Source organism: Actinoplanes sp. NPDC051851 (assembly GCF_040681165.1).
In the GTDB taxonomy this organism is placed as follows: Bacteria; Actinomycetota; Actinomycetes; order Mycobacteriales; family Micromonosporaceae; genus Actinoplanes.
Genome location: NZ_JBFAYF010000029.1, coordinates 29,657 through 44,622 on the forward strand (window position 1 = coordinate 29,657; position 14,966 = coordinate 44,622).

Here is a 14,966-nt window from a genome sequence, read left to right on the forward strand (position 1 = left end):
ACATCGTTCCTGGGGTCGGCATAGCTCTCACATGTGCGGTTCGTGCTCCTCGCGCTCGGCATCGGGTCCGGGACCAACCATGCCCCGGACCCGGCCGCACCGCAACCGGATCAGCTCAGGGCCTTCCCGAGCCGGCGCAGCCCCTCGGTGATCACTTCCGGTCCGGTGGTGGTGAACGAGAGCCGCATGGTGGCCCGGTCCGGCTCGCCCGCGTAGAACGGCGCCCCCGGCACGAACGCCACGTCGTACTCCAGGGCCTCGCGCAGCAGATCCGCCGTGTCGACCTCGCCGGGCAACCGCACCCAGGCGAACATCCCGCCGTCCGGCTCGGTCCAGGTGCTGCCCTCCGGCAGGATCCCGGCCAGCTCCGCCAGCATGGTGTCCCGCCGCACCCGGTACTCGCCGCACAGCATCCGCACGTGCGCGTCGAGATCCCGCTGTGCCAGATAGGTCGCCGCCGCCGCCTGATCGATGGTCGAGGTGTGCAGGTCGGCGGCCTGCTTGGCGACCACCAGCGCGCCGCGCAGCTCGGCCGGCGCGCGCAGCCACCCCAGCCGCAGTCCCGGCGCCCCGATCTTCGACAGGCTGCCCAGGTAGATCACCCGGTCGCTCGCCGCCGCCATCGGCGCCACGGCCTCCCCGCGATACCGCAGCTCACCGTAGGGATCGTCCTCGACCACCCAGGTGCCGTACCGCTCGGCGAGCGCCGCGACCCGGGCCCGCCGCCCGGCGTCCATGGTGCGCCCGGTCGGGTTCGCGAACGTCGGCACCAGGTAGATCAGCGCCGGCCGCTCCCGCGCGATCACCTCTTCCCAGGCCGTTTCCCAGGCCTCGCCCCCTGCCGCTCCCCCGGCCGCGGGGTCGTCCCCGGCCGCTCTCCCTGCCGCGCGGTCGTCCCCGGCCGCTCCCCCTGCGAGGGGGTCGCCTCCGGGCAGCGTGACCACCCGCGCTCCGGCCATCGCGAAGCACTGCAGCGCCGCGAGGTAGGTCGGCTCCTCGACCGCGACCACCGCCCCGGGGTCCAGCAGCGCGCTCGCGACCAGCGTCAGCGCCTGCTGGGACCCGGTGGTGATCAGCAGGTCGCCGGCGCTCGCCGGCAGCCCGCGCCCGGAGCTGCGCACCGCCAGCAGCTCCCGCAGCCGCTGATCCCCCTCGGTCGGCGCGTACTGCAGCGCCCGCCGCGCCCGGTTCGATCCGAGCACCTCGTCGAACGCGCTCCGCCACCCGTCGACGTCGAAGAGCTCGGGCGCCGGCAGCCCACCGGCGAAGGAGATCACCTCCGGCCGCTCGATCAACGCGAGGAGATCGCGCACCGGCGAGCTGGCCACCTGAGCAAGCCTCTGACTGGTCATGACCGTTTCCGTTCCGTCGTACCGCAGACACAATTCCTGCACACGCACTTCGGACGGTCGTGCCCCCGACGCACCAGCATGGGACGCCACCTGGTCAAGGCGACACCACCACCCTAGGCACGGCCCTGCCCGCCCCGCCTCCTCGATTGGTCCCGGAATTGGTCCGCCCTCGAAACCACTGTCCCGCTGTGCCCGCCGCTTTCTCGGTCGTCCCCACCGGGCGGCATCCGGCCGCGCCTAGGGTCGGCCGGGACCGCACAGAACGGTGGCGTAGGACTCGATCGCGGCGGGGTCGTTCGTGGTCAGGGCGAGGTAGCCGTCGGGGCGGATGAGGACCACGGCGCCGGGAGCCGCGGCGTACGCCAAAGCAAGATCGTCGGATCGAATCACCTGGGTAAAATCGGTCAACGGGCCCAGCTCTGGCACCGACGGCCCGAACGTCAGCGCCGTGAAGAGGCGGCCGTCGTGGGCGTCGGGAAGCGCGGGCGCGATTTCACCGCTCGGCACGACCTCGCCGCTCGGCACAAGCTTGCCGCTCGGCGCGACTTCACCGGTCGGCGCGACCTTGCCGCTCGGCGTGACCCTGCTGCTCGGCGTGACTTCGCCGCTCGTAGCGGTGAGCGGGCTGCCCGTATATTTCGGATATGTCGCCCGGTCGCGGATCGCGTTGCGGGTCAGCAGGCGCGGCAGCACGAAACGCATCAGCGGGCGCAGGAGACGCGGCGGGAGCAGCGAAGACTTCTGCCGGTCGCTGTCCGCGAGAATGGCCTCGCCGACCGGCCGCCGCTCGCTCTCATAGGTCTCCAGCAGCGCCCGGCTCGCGTACCCGCGCAGCACGAGCTCCAGCTTCCAGCCGAGGTTGATCGCGTCCTGGATCCCGGTGTTCATCCCGTGCCCGCCGAACGGACTGTGCACATGGGCGGCATCACCACAGAGAAAGACACTTCCCTTCCGGTACGCCGCGGCGAGCCGGACGTTGTACCGCCAGATCGACTGCCACCGGGGCGTGCCGACCCGGATGTCGGTCCGCCCGGTCGCCTCGGTCAGCGCCCGCTGCACGTCCCCGCCCCGGGACGCGGGACCGCCGCCCATCGAGAGCTGCCAGTGGTCGTCGTGCGGAATGGGCCTGGCCGCCACCATCCCGCGCTCCAGGAACCACAGATGCGTACCGGCCGCGCGGTCCAGCCCCGCGATCGGCACGTCCATGATCAGGGCCCGGGTGTCCTCGTCGGTACGCCCCTCGAACGCGACACCGAGCGTACCCCGGACCGTGCTGCCCCCGCCGTCCGCACCGACCAGGAACCGCGCGGTGCAGGTCGAGCCGTCGGCCAGTGTCGCGGTGACCGCTTGGTCTCCATCGTCGTCACCGCTTGCGCCGGTTTCATCCTTGAAATCCACCAGCCCGGCCCCGAACTCGACCCGCCCACCGAGCTCGGCCAGCCGCTCCCGGAGGATCCGCTCGGTGCGGAACTCCGGCAGACCGACCGCGTTGCGCGCCGGATCGGGGTCGGGCGGCACCGCGAGGTCGCACAGCTTCCGGGGCCCGATGTGGATCCGGCTGCGCCCGTCCGAGCTGCCCGCGGCCCGGATCCGGTCGGCCACCCCGAGCCCGTCGAGCAGCCCCAGCGTGTGCGGCTTGAGGGTGAACCCCCGGGACCCCGCGGCGGGCTCCGGCAGGCGATCGACGATCCGGCAGCTGACACCGCGTCGCAGCAGGTCAATGGCGAGCACGAGACCGGTGGGCCCGGCCCCGGCGATGAGCACCTCGACATCCATACCTACAATGGTACCTGTCCAATTGGAGGTATCAGACGATGTCACTGCGCTACGCCCTGCTCGGCCTGCTGGAGGACGGCCCGGCCAGCGGTTACACCCTGACCGGCCGTTTCGACCGTTCGCTCCGCCGTTTCGCCTGGTCAGCACAGCAGAGCCACATCTACCCGGAGCTGAACCGGCTGGCCACCGAGGGCCTGATCGAGGTCGCCGAGGAGGGCCCGCGTGGCCGCCGGACGTACGCACTGACAGATTCCGGACGCACCGCCCTGCGCACATGGCTACTCTCCGAGCCGAAGCCCCACGCCGTCCGCGACGAACGCATGCTCCGCATCATGCTGATCTCCGCCCTGGACCCACCCGAGGCCCGCGCCCAGCTGGAGAAACACCTCTCCGAGGCCCTCATCTCCCTCGACGAGCTGCGCACCTGGGCAGCCGCCGCCGACGCCGACACCACCCACCCTCGGGGCGGTCTGCGCTATGGCCGCCTAGCCTTGGAACTGGGCATCCACCAGAACGAGGCCACCATCTCCTGGGCCCGCTGGGCCCTCACCCGCCTCGACGAAACCCCGTGACCCCCCGCCCCTGGCCGGCACTCACGGCCACCTCGGCCCACACCCCCATGAGCGCCCACTTGCCACTTGCCCCCACCACCCGCTGCCCACCTACACCCACCACCGCCACCACCCGCTGCCCACCTACACCCACCACCGCCGCCGCCCACCGCCGCCTATCCGGCCACCGGCCACCGGCCACCGGCCAGCGTCCAGGCCGAGGTGGCGAGCCGGCACCTCCGCGCGGGGCCGACCCTCTCGACCAGCGTGGGGATGAGCGGGCCCCGACTACCAAGGGCTCCCCTCGGTCCGACGCTCACGTGCGGACGGTATTTGCACCTCGGGTCGCTTGCCATCGCATTAGCCGACGCATTCATTTGACGGGCCAGAGTTGCAAACTAATTGCACGCCCGATGGTCCGGAATTTTCACTAACGGAAATTCAAGGAAGATCGACTGCTGGCAGATCTGATGCGAGCCGCAGGAGAATTTCGGCATGCGACAGCTTCAGTTTTTCTCCCCGGCTCAGGTGGCCGTCATGCGAGACCGCACGAAGCGTCGCAACTATTCGCCCGAGGCGGAGGAATTCCGTCGTGAGCACGCGCGGCACCGCTCGTGGGGATTGACACAACGGCACGCCCGGAAGCTGCAGCGCCTTCACGGCCATGTCCCTGACGATGCGGAGCTGATCGCGACATGGCAGGAGCGCACCGCCGCGGCTTCCACGGCTGAGGCGTCCGGGGCGTCCGGGGCGTCCGGGGCGTCCGGGGCGTCCGGGGCGTCCGGGGCGTCCGGGGCGTCCGGGGCGTCCGGGGCGTCCGGGGCGTCCGGGGCGTCCGACCTGATTATGCCCACACCAGGGATGACGAAAAGCCGAGCCGTGGGACCCCCGCCTGCCGATGACGGACCTGCCGACCACGCACCAGCGCCGTGCGACCCCGCCGCGCCCGAGCCGACCAAGCCCGAATCGCCCGACCCGACCAAGCCCGAATCAGCCGAGCCGACCAAGCCCGAATCGGCCGAGGATGGCTCCGGCGCCCAGCGGGACCCCGCGGTCGACGAGACGATAGAGCGCGAAACCGACCACCGCGACGACGTCGAATGCAACCTGCGCATAGCTATCTACAAGTCGTTTAACCATGCGGGCGCAGGGGCATCGGGAATCAGAATTCCTTTACACCGGCGCAGCGGGCGCGATCCTCCTTTGCCGACGAGAAGCGATCGTCAAGTTGCAGCGATTGGCGCATTCCGAACGGTACCCGACTTTCGCACGACGGCATATTCGCCAGGCAAATCCGTGGGCTCAGCAGGCCTGTCCCGGGATTCCCTGAAATACGCCGGTTCGGGCAAGGTTCCGCAAGGCGTCATGCCAGTTGTGCCGGCTTGTTCTGGTCCGTGCCGGGTTTGGTCAAGCGGCCAGGCGCATGCCGTGGGCGTCGGTGGCGGCCAAACGGGAGGCCATCGTGGAGCGGGCGGCGATCTGCGCCGTGTAGGCGGCGCGGCGGCGGGCCACGCAGCCGTCCTTCGGGTCGGGGGCGCCGGTCTGGTCCATGTGGGTGATCAAGCCGTCGCGGAGTAGGGCCAGGGCCTCGGTGCGCAGCTGGGAGACGCGGGACTCGGTCACGCCGAGGGAGGCGGCGACCTCGGAGAGGGGGCGTTCCTGCAGGAAGGAGGCTTCGACGACGTAGCGGAGGCGCTCGGGCAGGACGGTGACCGCGTCGTGGAGGTAGCCCAGGCGCTCGCGGTGCAGGAGCATCTCCTCGGGGTTCATCGCGGTCTCGGTGACCATGTCCTCGGCGGCGCCGGCGGTGAAGCCCTGCAGGGAGAGTACGGCGGCGCGCTGGACGTCGTCGTCGACGTTGCTCAGCTCGCCGACCGCGACGCCGAGCAGTTCGGCCAACTCCTCGACCGTGGGGGTGCGGCCGAGCTGGGCGGTCAGCTCCTCGCGGGCCACCTCGGCTCGGCGGGCGCGGGCGCGGACCGAGCGGCTCGCCCAGTCCATGCTGCGCAGCTCGTCGAGGAGGGCGCCGCGGACGCGGACGGCGGCGAAACGGCCGAACGGGATGCCGCGCGAGTCGTCGAAGGACTGGGCGGCGGTGACCAGGGCAGCGTAGCCCGCGGAGGCCAGGTCGTCGCGGTGGACGTGCGGGGGGACCTTGAAGAGCATCTCGCGGACCATGTGCCCGACCAGCGCCATGTTGTCGCGAATCAACGCTTCCTGCTCGCGGGTGACGGACTCACGGGCGGCGGGCTCGCGGGTGACCGAATCACGGGAGGCGGACTCACGCGCGACCGAATCACGGGCGGCGGACTCGCGGGTGGCCGAATCACGGGCGGCGGACTCACGGGCGACAGGCTCACGAGTGACGGACTCACGGGTGATGGGCTCACGAGTGACGGACTTGGGCGTCGTCTGAACGGTCATTGCGGTATCCCCCCTGTGTGGCGTGCAGGGGAGACTTTTCGCGGCTACGGGTGCAAGAACCGGTTTCGTTCGGTTGCCGCTCGGTTGCACTCCGCATTTGTTCTCAAGTACGAGCTGACGTGCAGCTCGAGTGCGGGCTCACGTCCGGCTCAGGCGCATACTCACGTTCGGCGCAGGCGCAGACTCACACCCGGCCCAAGTGCGGGCTCACATGCGGCCCAGGCGCAGGGCCCAAGTGCGGGCTCACGTCCGGCTCAGGTGATCAGCCAGCCGTTGTCGACTGCCAGGCGGACCGCCTCGGCGCGGGTGCGTGCGCCCGTCTTGCCGATCGCCGAGGAGAGGTGGTTGCGGACCGTACCGTCGGAAAGGCGCAGCTCACGGGCTATGTCGGCGACCGTGCCGCCGTCCTGGGCGGCGCGCAGCACGTCGGACTCGCGGTCGGTCAGCGGGGAGTCCCCGTGTGCCAGGCTCTGCGCCGCGAGGGCCGGGTCGACCACCCGCAGGCCCTGGTGCACCCGGCGGACCGCGTCGGCGAGTTGCCGGGCCGGGGTGTCCTTGACGACGAAGCCGCTCGCCCCGGCGGCCATCGCCTGGCGCAGGTAGCCGGCCCGGCCGAACGTGGTCACCATCAGCACCCGGCACCCGGGCATCGCCTCGTGCAGGTGACGTGCCGCGGTGATCCCGTCCAGGCCGGGCATCTGCACGTCGAGCAGCGCCACGTCGACCTCGTGGGCCAGCGCCGCGGCCACCACCTCGTCGCCGCGGCCGACCTCGGCCACCACCTTGATGTCCGCCTCCAGGTCCAGCAGGGCGGCCATCGCGCCGCGGACCAGGGCCTGGTCGTCGGCGAGCAAAATTTTGATCATGAGGGGACCTCCACTCGTACTCGGAATCCCGGCCGATCCCCCCGCTCGCCGGCGACCAGGTGCGCGCCCAGCTCATCGGCCCTGCGACGCAGTCCGGCCAGCCCCTGGCCGGTGTTCGTGTCGTCCGGCGGGCCCTGCCCGTCGTCGAGGATCTCGACGCTGTCCGGGCGCAGGCGCACCTCGGCGTGGCGGGCCCGGCTGTGCCGGACGATGTTGGTGACCGCCTCGCGGATCGTCCACGCGAAGAGCTCCCGGTTGCGGGTCGGGATGTCGTCGGCGGCGCCGGGCAGGTCGGCCCGGACGTTGGCGGCCGCGAGGGCGGCCCGGGCCGCGGCGATCTCGCCGGGCAGCGAGATGCCGCGCATGCCGAGCGCGGTGGCGCGGACGTCGGCGAGCGCATCCCGGGCGAGCTTTTCAAGATCATTCAATTCGGTACGGGTACGCTCCACGTCCACGTCGAGGAGGCGCTGGGCCAGCTCCGCCTTGACCGCGACCACGGTCAGCGAATGGCCGAGGATGTCGTGCAGGTCGGCGGCGATCCTGGCCCGCTCGTCGGCGACCGCGAGTTCGGCCAGCTCGTGCTGCGCCCGGACCAGACGGCCCTGTCGGTCGAAGGCGAGCCGGATGCCCCAGGTGGCGACGCCGGCCAGGACGACCGCGAGCGCGTACCCGTGGCCGCTGGCGTGCCAGCCGGGGACGAAGCGTACGGCGAGCTCGATCGAGGCGGCCATCACCGCGGCGACGATCGTGCCCTGGCGGATCGGCAACCCGATCATCGCGGTGGCGCCGATGTACACGCCGCAGGTGAGCATGTGCTGCCCGGCGGCGGGGTACTGCAGCGCGCCGAGGAGGAGCATGAGGAAGATGCCGATCCAGACGCGGATCAGGCTCTGCCGGGTCGGCCCGACGAGTCGCATCTGCCGCATCGACCCGGTCGTCGCCAGGTACACCGCGACGAATCCGACCAGAGCCGCGAGCCCGATGTCGCGCCACGGCCCGGCCGGATGCCGCAGGATCGCCTCGAGGTTCTCGCCGAGGTAGAAGAGCCAGACCGCGCCGAATACCCAGCCGTGGCGGAAACCACGGCCGGGCACTGCGAGGGTCACCATGTCGGACACGGTACCTACCGGCTAGACGCGCGCCGTGTCCCGGCGGAAGCGCCACATCGCGCCGGCCGAGAAGAGCGCGGTCCAGACGACCACGTTGAGGATCGCGAGGGCCAGGTCGCCGTCCTGGGTGAGCGGGTACCGGGCGATCTCGCCGACGCCGTACACCGGGGTGAACTTGGCGATCGTGGCGAAGGTGTGGCCGAGCTGGTCGACCGGGACGAAGAGGCCACCGGCGAAGGAGAGGATGCCCAGCACCGGACCGAGGATCTGCATGACGTTCTCGCTCGGCAGCAGGTAGCCCATGAACAGGCCGAACGCGGCGAACACCAGGGCGCAGACCCAGGCCAGCACGGCACAGCCGATCCACGCGTGGGCCGGCAGTTCGGCACCGCTGATCGCGCCGACCACGAACGCCACGGCCACGCTCACCGCGCCGATCAGCATCGCCACGATCAGTTTGACGGCGATGTACGCGATCGGCTTGAGCGGCGTCAACCGGAGCTGACGACTCCAGCCCGCGGCCCGCTCGATGGAGACCATCGCGCCGCCCGAGGTGGTGGCGAGCATCGCGCCGTACACGGCCATGCTGACCATGATGTAGCCGGTCACGTTGCCGTCACCGATCCGCTGGGTCTTGTAGTCGCCGCTCGATCCGAAGAGCAGGAAGAGGGCGGCCGGCATGATCAGCGTGAAGATCACCGTGCGCTTGTTGCGCATCAGCCGCCGGAGCTCGAGCGCGAGCATCCCCGCGCTGAAACCGCCGAACTTGGGCAGGGTCCTGTCGTGCGCGAGGGTGGTCATGCGTCCGCCGTAAGGGTGAGGAAGGCGTCTTCGAGGTTCCGGGAGGTGATCTCGAGGTCCCGGGCGTCGGTCCGGGTGAGCAGGTGACGGGCGATCGCGTCGGAGTCACGGCCGTGCAGGTACACACTGTCGCCGCGGACCTCGGCGGACTCCACGCCCTCGATCCGGTTCAGTGCGTCGAGGTCGGCGCCGGGCAGGGTGGCGCGGACCGTACGCCCGGCGGCCAGGGCCTTGACCTCGGCTGCCGTGCCGTCCGCGACGATCCGGCCGCGGCGGACCAGCACCACCCGGTCGGCGTAGGCGTCGGCCTCCTCCAGGTAGTGCGTGGCGAAGATGACCGTACGGCCACGCTCCGCGTCCTGGCGGATCGCCTCCCAGAACTCGCGCCGCCCACCGACGTCCATGCCGGTGGTCGGCTCGTCCAGGATCAGCAGCTCCGGGTCGGGCAGCAACGCCATCGCGAACCGCAGCCGCTGCTGCTGCCCGCCCGAGCACTTGCCGACCAGCCGGTCCCCGATGTCGGCGATCCCGGCGCGTTCCAGTACCTCCTTGACCACCGATCGCGGGCGGCCGAACAGCACCGCGGTCAGCCGGGCGGTCTCCTCGACCGTGTAGTCCTTGAGCAGCCCCCCGGTCTGCATGACCGCCGATACCAGGCCGAGCGCCACCGCCTCCTGCGGCGGCCGTCCGTAGACCTGCACCGAGCCCGAGCTGGGCTTGGACAGGCCGAGGACCATGTCGACCGTGGTCGTCTTGCCGGCGCCGTTCGGCCCCAGCAGGGCTACCACCTCTCCGGGGCGGATGCGCAGGTCGAGGCCGTCCACGGCGGTGACCGTGCCGAACCTCTTGACCACGCCGTCCAGGTTCACGGCCAGTTGCCCCGTGCCAGTGGCCGTGAGATCGGGTGAAGCGGTTAGCGTCATGAAAGAATCCTCGCAACCGAGGGTTGCCGGACCATGAGCCGGGCGTCATCTCCGCGCCATGACATCCGTCAGGCATCGATCGTCGTAGAGTCGAATCATGAGTCTGCTGCTCCGGCCGTGGGCGGACACCGACGCGACCGACCTCGCCGCCGCGCTCACCGACCCCGACGTGCTGAGCTGGACCCGCCTGCCCGCCGCCACCGAGGAGACGGCCCTGGCCTGGATCGCGACCCAGCACGCGAACCGGGCCGCCGGCACGCGGTACAGCTTCGCGGTGATCCGCGACGGCCACGCGATCGCCAACGTCGCGCTGAAGCTCCCGGCCGCCGAGGTCGCCTACTGGACCGCCGCACCCGCTCGCGGTCAGGGCGTCGCCTCCCGCGCACTGGCGAAGCTCACCACCTGGGCATTCACCCGCTTCGGCATGGAGAGCCTGGCCCTGCTCCACCGCGCGGGCAACGAGGCCTCCTGCGGCGTGGCCCGCCGCGCCGGATACCCCCTGGTCTCCGACCCCGACGGTCACCACCGCCACGTCCGGGAGCGCCCTCGCTAGAGCCTGCACCACGTTAGAGCCTGCACCGCGCTAGAGCCTGCACCGCGCTAGAGCCTGCGCCCACGCTTGCCGAGCGGCACCTCCGACATGTCCACGGTCTGCGAGGTCAGCTTCTTGAAGCCGTACCCCCGCTCCGTCATCCACGTCTCGGCCTTGAGTTCGGCACGTGCCGTGACATCCGGAATCTCCCGCTCATCGGTCACCTCCTCCCCGAACCGGAACGTGAAGAACGGCCGCGCCGCCAGGTCATAGCTGAGATGCCCGGCCTCCGTGTACTCCACCGCCATCAGGTCATCCCCACCATCAGCGATCAACTCCGCCCGCTGCGCGTCGCTCAGCCCGTCGAAGGCCCCCCGCACGGTCACACGGATCATCCGGCTCTCACTCATCCGGCCAGTATTCAAAACCGCCCCCGCTCCCGCACACCGTTTTCCTTCCGCTTCCTCTCCCCGTACGCCCTCCGCCAGGCAACCCACCCTCCCACTCGGCCCGGCCCCGGCCCGCCGCCCCTGACCGCCAGCTCGGTCCGGCTCGCGCAGGCCCGGCGCTCGGCCGGCGTCCGTGCTCGCCAAGGCGTCCGGGTTCCGTGCGCGGGCGCCAGCCCAGACTGGATACCTGCACCGCACTGACTACCTGCACCACACTGGATACCTGCACCACACTGGATACCTGCACGACGCGGTCGCCAACCCGGTGCGGGGAACCTCTGATCCGGGACGCCTCCATATCCGCATGAGTACGCGAATTACAGATGGCTACGCCACGGTTATAGTCGCCGCCGCTGGGGCACTTTCGGTGCGCTCTTCGCGCCTTTCGGCAATTTCCTCCGTGCGCTTTGCCATATCCCGTTGCGCGCAACTCCTGATTTCCGTCCGGAAACAAAACGTCGTCGCAGGCGCCGGTTTCGCGCTCGGCTACCTCGGCCACCTCGTCGACCGCAGAATCCTGTGGGGCGACGGGGCCGCCCTCGGCCGATTCGGGCTCCCTCCGCTCGGGCTCGGCGGGGTCGCACGGCGCTGGCGCGTGGTCGGCAGGTCCGTCATCGGCAGGCTGGGGTCCCACTGCTCGGCTTTTCGCCATCCCAGGTGTGGGTAGGACCAGCTCAGACGCCCCGGATGCCCCAGACACCCCAGACACCCCGGACACCCCGGACACCTCAGGCGTCTCAGGTGCCTCAGGCGTCTCAGGTGCCTCAGGTGCTTCAGGCGTGGAAGCCGCGGCGGTGCGCTCCTGCCATGCCGCGATCAGCTCCGCATCGTCAGGGACATGGCCGTGAAGGCGCTGCAGCTTCCGGGCGTGCCGTTGTGTCAATCCCCACGAGCGGTGCCGCGCGTGCTCACGACGGAATTCCTCCGCCTCGGGCGAATAGTTGCGACGCTTCGTGCGGTCTCGCATGACGGCCACCTGAGCCGGGGAGAAAAACTGAAGCTGTCGCATGCCGAAATTCTCCCGCGACCCGCATCAGATCCGCCAATTGTCGATCATCCCCGAATTTCCGTTGGTGAAAATTCCGGACCATTGGGCATGCAATTAATTCGCAACTCTGGCCCGTCAAATGAATGCGTCGGCTAACACGACGACGTCCGACATGATGAGCAGTGGCTGGCGAAGGGTGGTCGGCTTATCCGCCCTCGATGGCGAACAACCAGGCCCGCCGCAAGGCCGAGGCGGACGGGGTGGTTACGCACGTGAGCGACAACCCGCGGGACCCTCGCCACCTGGTGCCGGGATCCGTGCCTACGTGCCAGCTCGGGTCGGCCGGTGAGCAACGGCAACGGCGGGGGTGGGGTGGAGCGACGGCGATGGGGTGGGGCGACGGCCAGGGTAGGGCGACGGCCAGGGTGGAGCGACGGCAGCGGCGACGGCCAGGGTCGGGCGACGGCAGCGGCGACGGCCAGGGTGGGGCGACGGGGATGGGGTGTTCGGCGCGGACCGAGGCGCCGGGCAGGTCATGGGTGAAGGTGAGCTACTGTGCCGATCTCCAGGGCTGTCCAGACGACGCCGTTCGGGGCGATGGTGATGCCGTGGGGCTCGCTGGCGGGTGAGGGCAGGTCGTGGTGGGTGAACTCGCCGTCCGGGGTGATGTGCGCGATACGGTTGGTGGCCCATTCGGTGAACCAGCAGCCGCCGGGTGGGGCGGCGACGATCGCGTGTGGTCGCGCCCCGCGATCGGGGAGCGGGAACTCGTGGATCTCGCCGTCGGGGGTGATCCGGCCGATCTGGCCGGCGCTGATCTCGACGAACCAGAGGGCGTCCCCGCTGGCGGTGATCCCGACCGGTCCGGCCTTGGCGGTGGGCAGGGGGTGAAGCGTCACGATGCCCTCGGGGCTGATCCGGCCGATCGCGTCAGCCTGATTCGCGGTGAACCACATCGCCCGGTCCGGACCGAGAGTGATCATGGAGGGGAAGGCGCCCCGGACCGGTAGCGGGAACTCCTCGATCGACCCGTCGGTGGCGATCCGGCCGATGGCGTCGGCGGTCATCTCGGTGAACCACAGGGCGCCGTCGGCGCCGGGCGCGATCCCGAACGGCCCGCTCCCCGGCGTCGGTGTGGCGAAGGACGAGGCGGCGCCGTCGACCGTGATCCGGCCGATGCGATGGTCGCGGTTCCGGGTGAACCACAGTGCCCCGTCCGGGCCCGGCGTGATCACGGAGGGTCCGCAGTCCGGCGAGTCCAGCGGGTGAACGGTGACGTCACCGGACGGCGTCAGGCGGGCGATCCGCCCACCGTGAACCAGCGACAACCACAGCGCACCGTCCGGACCGGCGGTGATGCCGTAGGGCCCCGCGCCCCGATCCGACACCCGTATCTCTCCGATCACCCGACGATTTTCACCCCGCCGCGGCCTGTTCGCCACCCCGACCGCGGCCCTGCCGCCACCCCGTCGTCGTCAGGTCACTTGATGACGGCCGCCCGCTGCTCCGCCGTGACGATCAGGTCGCGGACCAGCTTCTCCGAGCCGTCCATGTTCTCCCAGCCCAGGTCGGCGACGACGACCACCGCGTCGTTCACCCTCGACAGGGCCGCGTAGTGGGCGACCGTGGCCGGGGCCTCCTCGGCGTAGCTGAACCTCTGCTCGATCTTCACCAGCACCGAGTGGTCGCCGGATTCGACGATCGTCCACCTCTTCTGGTCCTCGCCCAGCCCGCCCGGGCACTTCGTGAGGGCCGCACCGATCTCGGTGAACTGGGCGGCGGCCCCGCCGGCCTGATGTCTGCCGACGAACTCCACCACCGTCGACGGGGTGCTGCCCTGCTCACTGCCGGGAACGGTGTACCGCATCGCCACCGCGTCGGTGCGGGTGCCGTCGCTGGGGTACTTCGCGGTGCCGCACGGGCGCAGTGGCCGTACGTGTGCGAACTCGCCCTGCTCCAGCGGCTCGGCGGTGGCGCCGCGCACGTCGTCCGGCTGCAGCAGGGCCTCGGCCGGGATCCCGCTGAGCCCGGGGATCCCGCTGCCCCCGTCCGCGGTCGTTCCCGGGTCGGCCGACGCGGTCGCCGGTGCCGAGGCCGGCCCGTCCGTGGCCGTGCTCCCGGTCCCGGTCCCGGTCGAGCATCCGGCGAGGGTGACGGTGAGCAGTCCGGCGCCCATCGCGCTAAAAATACGAATCGTATTCACATTCACAGAATATCCTCAGAGGACGGTCCATGATCACCCAGATCGATCTCTGCGCCGGGTCGGATCACCGACATCGCCGTGGTGCGGGACCGGAGGATCAGTTCCAGGCGGACTGGAGGAGCTCGACCAGGTCCAGGGTGGCCTCGCCCGTCCAGATCACCGAGGTCAGGGCGACGAAGGCCGGCAGCGCGATCAGGAAGGCCGGGGCCGCCTGGCGGGGCTTGAGCAGGTGGGCCACCCGCTTCGGGACGACCCAGCCCGGGACGGCGGCGTGCAGCGCGGAGGGGGTGCGGGCGCCGGCGCCGGCCAGCGCCGCCACCCCGATCGCGTGGGCGACCGTACGCCGGCTGCCCAGGGCGTCGGCCGCCCGCTCGTCGGCGGCGCGCTCGATCAGGTAGTCGACGTGGCGGCCGACCCACCACAGGGCCGGGTGGGCGGCGACGGCGAGTTCGGCGACGCGGGCCAGCCGGTGGTGACGCTCGTCGAGGTGGGCGTTCTCGTGGGCCAGCAGGGCGGCGTACTGGTCGTCGGTGAGCAGCTCGCGCATGCCCGTGGTGACCACCACGTGGCCGGGGTCGCCGGGGACGGCGAACGCCCGCGCGGCCGGGTCGGCGAGCAGCACCACGCCGCCGGGGCCGGAGTCCGGGACCAGGGCGAGGATCTCGTTCTGCCGGCGCCAGCGCCACGCCACCGAGACCACGGCGTACCCGAAGAAGGCCAGGCTGAGCCATGGCACCCACTCGACGCCGGCGGTGTCGGCGGCGACCACCGAGGCGGACCAGCCGAAGAGGTGGCCGACGGCCGGGACCTGGGCGAGCGCGTGCGCGGCGAGCAGGAAGAGGTTGACGGTGCTGGTGATGGCGACCGTGGCTGCCGACCAGGCGATCACCACGGCGGCGCGGGCCGGGGGCAGGCGGTCGGCGACGAGCCGGACGGCCAGCACCACCAGGGGCGGGACGACGATCACGGACCAGAGGAAATGGTCGAACATT

16 protein-coding genes are annotated in these 14,966 nt (G+C 71.0%); 3 read left to right on the forward strand and 13 right to left on the reverse strand.

Going from position 1 to position 14,966, the window contains the following annotated elements; all coding sequences use genetic code 11:
* Window positions 1-110: 110 nt before the first annotated feature.
* On the reverse strand, window positions 111-1,352 hold the full coding sequence (locus AB0M08_RS25815) for a PLP-dependent aminotransferase family protein (protein ID WP_364498101.1): 1,242 nt from the start codon (window positions 1,350-1,352) through the stop codon (window positions 111-113).
* Window positions 1,353-1,589: 237 nt separating this feature from the next.
* Entirely contained in the window at window positions 1,590-3,128 is a 1,539-nt protein-coding gene (locus AB0M08_RS25820; RefSeq protein WP_364498104.1) for an FAD-dependent monooxygenase, read from the reverse strand.
* A gap of 38 nt (window positions 3,129-3,166) precedes the next feature.
* Between AB0M08_RS25820 and AB0M08_RS25825 the strand changes: the two genes are divergently transcribed.
* Window positions 3,167-3,700: a PadR family transcriptional regulator gene (locus AB0M08_RS25825; protein ID WP_364498107.1), complete on the forward strand. Its 534-nt coding sequence runs from the start codon at window positions 3,167-3,169 to the stop codon at window positions 3,698-3,700.
* 420 nt (window positions 3,701-4,120) lie between these two features.
* On the opposite strand, the gene AB0M08_RS25830 is transcribed toward AB0M08_RS25825, so the two are convergent.
* The 7 genes from AB0M08_RS25830 to AB0M08_RS25860 form a co-directional block, all read right to left on the reverse strand.
* Window positions 4,121-4,345, reverse strand: coding sequence for a hypothetical protein (locus tag AB0M08_RS25830; RefSeq protein WP_364498110.1), 225 nt, complete (start codon window positions 4,343-4,345; stop codon window positions 4,121-4,123).
* The gene (locus AB0M08_RS25835) at window positions 4,336-4,533 is read right to left on the reverse strand and encodes a hypothetical protein (protein WP_364498113.1); all 198 of its coding nucleotides are present in this window, start codon (window positions 4,531-4,533) and stop codon (window positions 4,336-4,338) included. Before AB0M08_RS25835 ends, AB0M08_RS25830 begins: the two co-directional genes overlap by 10 nt.
* Window positions 4,534-5,086: 553 nt before the next feature.
* Entirely contained in the window at window positions 5,087-5,890 is an 804-nt protein-coding gene (locus AB0M08_RS25840) for a sigma-70 family RNA polymerase sigma factor (RefSeq protein WP_364498115.1), read from the reverse strand.
* A gap of 467 nt (window positions 5,891-6,357) precedes the next feature.
* The gene (locus AB0M08_RS25845) at window positions 6,358-6,969 is read right to left on the reverse strand and encodes a response regulator transcription factor (RefSeq protein ID WP_364498118.1); all 612 of its coding nucleotides are present in this window, start codon (window positions 6,967-6,969) and stop codon (window positions 6,358-6,360) included.
* Window positions 6,966-8,078, reverse strand: coding sequence for a histidine kinase (locus AB0M08_RS25850; RefSeq protein ID WP_364498120.1), 1,113 nt, complete (start codon window positions 8,076-8,078; stop codon window positions 6,966-6,968). The genes AB0M08_RS25845 and AB0M08_RS25850 overlap by 4 nt, the downstream gene beginning before the upstream one ends.
* Window positions 8,079-8,099: 21 nt before the next feature.
* Window positions 8,100-8,879 (reverse strand): ABC transporter permease, encoded by a 780-nt coding sequence (locus AB0M08_RS25855; RefSeq protein WP_364498123.1) that lies wholly within the window; start codon window positions 8,877-8,879, stop codon window positions 8,100-8,102.
* On the reverse strand, window positions 8,876-9,802 hold the full coding sequence (locus AB0M08_RS25860; RefSeq protein WP_364498125.1) for an ABC transporter ATP-binding protein: 927 nt from the start codon (window positions 9,800-9,802) through the stop codon (window positions 8,876-8,878). The genes AB0M08_RS25855 and AB0M08_RS25860 overlap by 4 nt, the downstream gene beginning before the upstream one ends.
* Window positions 9,803-9,899: 97 nt before the next feature.
* Here AB0M08_RS25860 and AB0M08_RS25865 point away from each other — a divergent pair, with 97 nt between their 5' ends.
* The gene (locus AB0M08_RS25865) at window positions 9,900-10,355 is read left to right on the forward strand and encodes a GNAT family N-acetyltransferase (protein ID WP_364498128.1); all 456 of its coding nucleotides are present in this window, start codon (window positions 9,900-9,902) and stop codon (window positions 10,353-10,355) included.
* 47 nt (window positions 10,356-10,402) lie between these two features.
* Here the strand turns inward: AB0M08_RS25865 and AB0M08_RS25870 are convergent, their stop codons facing one another.
* The gene (locus tag AB0M08_RS25870) at window positions 10,403-10,744 is read right to left on the reverse strand and encodes a DUF6204 family protein (protein ID WP_364498130.1); all 342 of its coding nucleotides are present in this window, start codon (window positions 10,742-10,744) and stop codon (window positions 10,403-10,405) included.
* Window positions 10,745-11,621: 877 nt separating this feature from the next.
* On the opposite strand from AB0M08_RS25870, the gene AB0M08_RS25875 reads away from it, so the two are divergent.
* Window positions 11,622-11,927 (forward strand): hypothetical protein, encoded by a 306-nt coding sequence (locus tag AB0M08_RS25875; RefSeq protein WP_364498132.1) that lies wholly within the window; start codon window positions 11,622-11,624, stop codon window positions 11,925-11,927.
* A gap of 377 nt (window positions 11,928-12,304) precedes the next feature.
* Here AB0M08_RS25875 and AB0M08_RS25880 read toward each other — a convergent pair whose 3' ends face one another.
* The 3 genes from AB0M08_RS25880 to AB0M08_RS25890 all read right to left on the reverse strand — a co-directional run bounded on the left by AB0M08_RS25880 (window position 12,305) and on the right by AB0M08_RS25890 (window position 14,965).
* Window positions 12,305-13,177: a virginiamycin B lyase gene (locus tag AB0M08_RS25880; RefSeq protein WP_364498134.1), complete on the reverse strand. Its 873-nt coding sequence runs from the start codon at window positions 13,175-13,177 to the stop codon at window positions 12,305-12,307.
* A 74-nt stretch (window positions 13,178-13,251) separates the two neighbouring features.
* Window positions 13,252-13,947 carry a hypothetical protein gene (locus tag AB0M08_RS25885; protein ID WP_364498136.1) on the reverse strand — a complete coding sequence of 232 codons (696 nt, stop codon included), beginning with the start codon at window positions 13,945-13,947 and terminating at the stop codon, window positions 13,252-13,254.
* Between the two features lie 124 nt (window positions 13,948-14,071).
* A complete protein-coding gene (locus AB0M08_RS25890; RefSeq protein WP_364498138.1) occupies window positions 14,072-14,965 on the reverse strand; it encodes a M48 family metalloprotease in 894 nt (297 codons plus the stop codon).
* Window position 14,966: the final 1 nt, after the last annotated feature.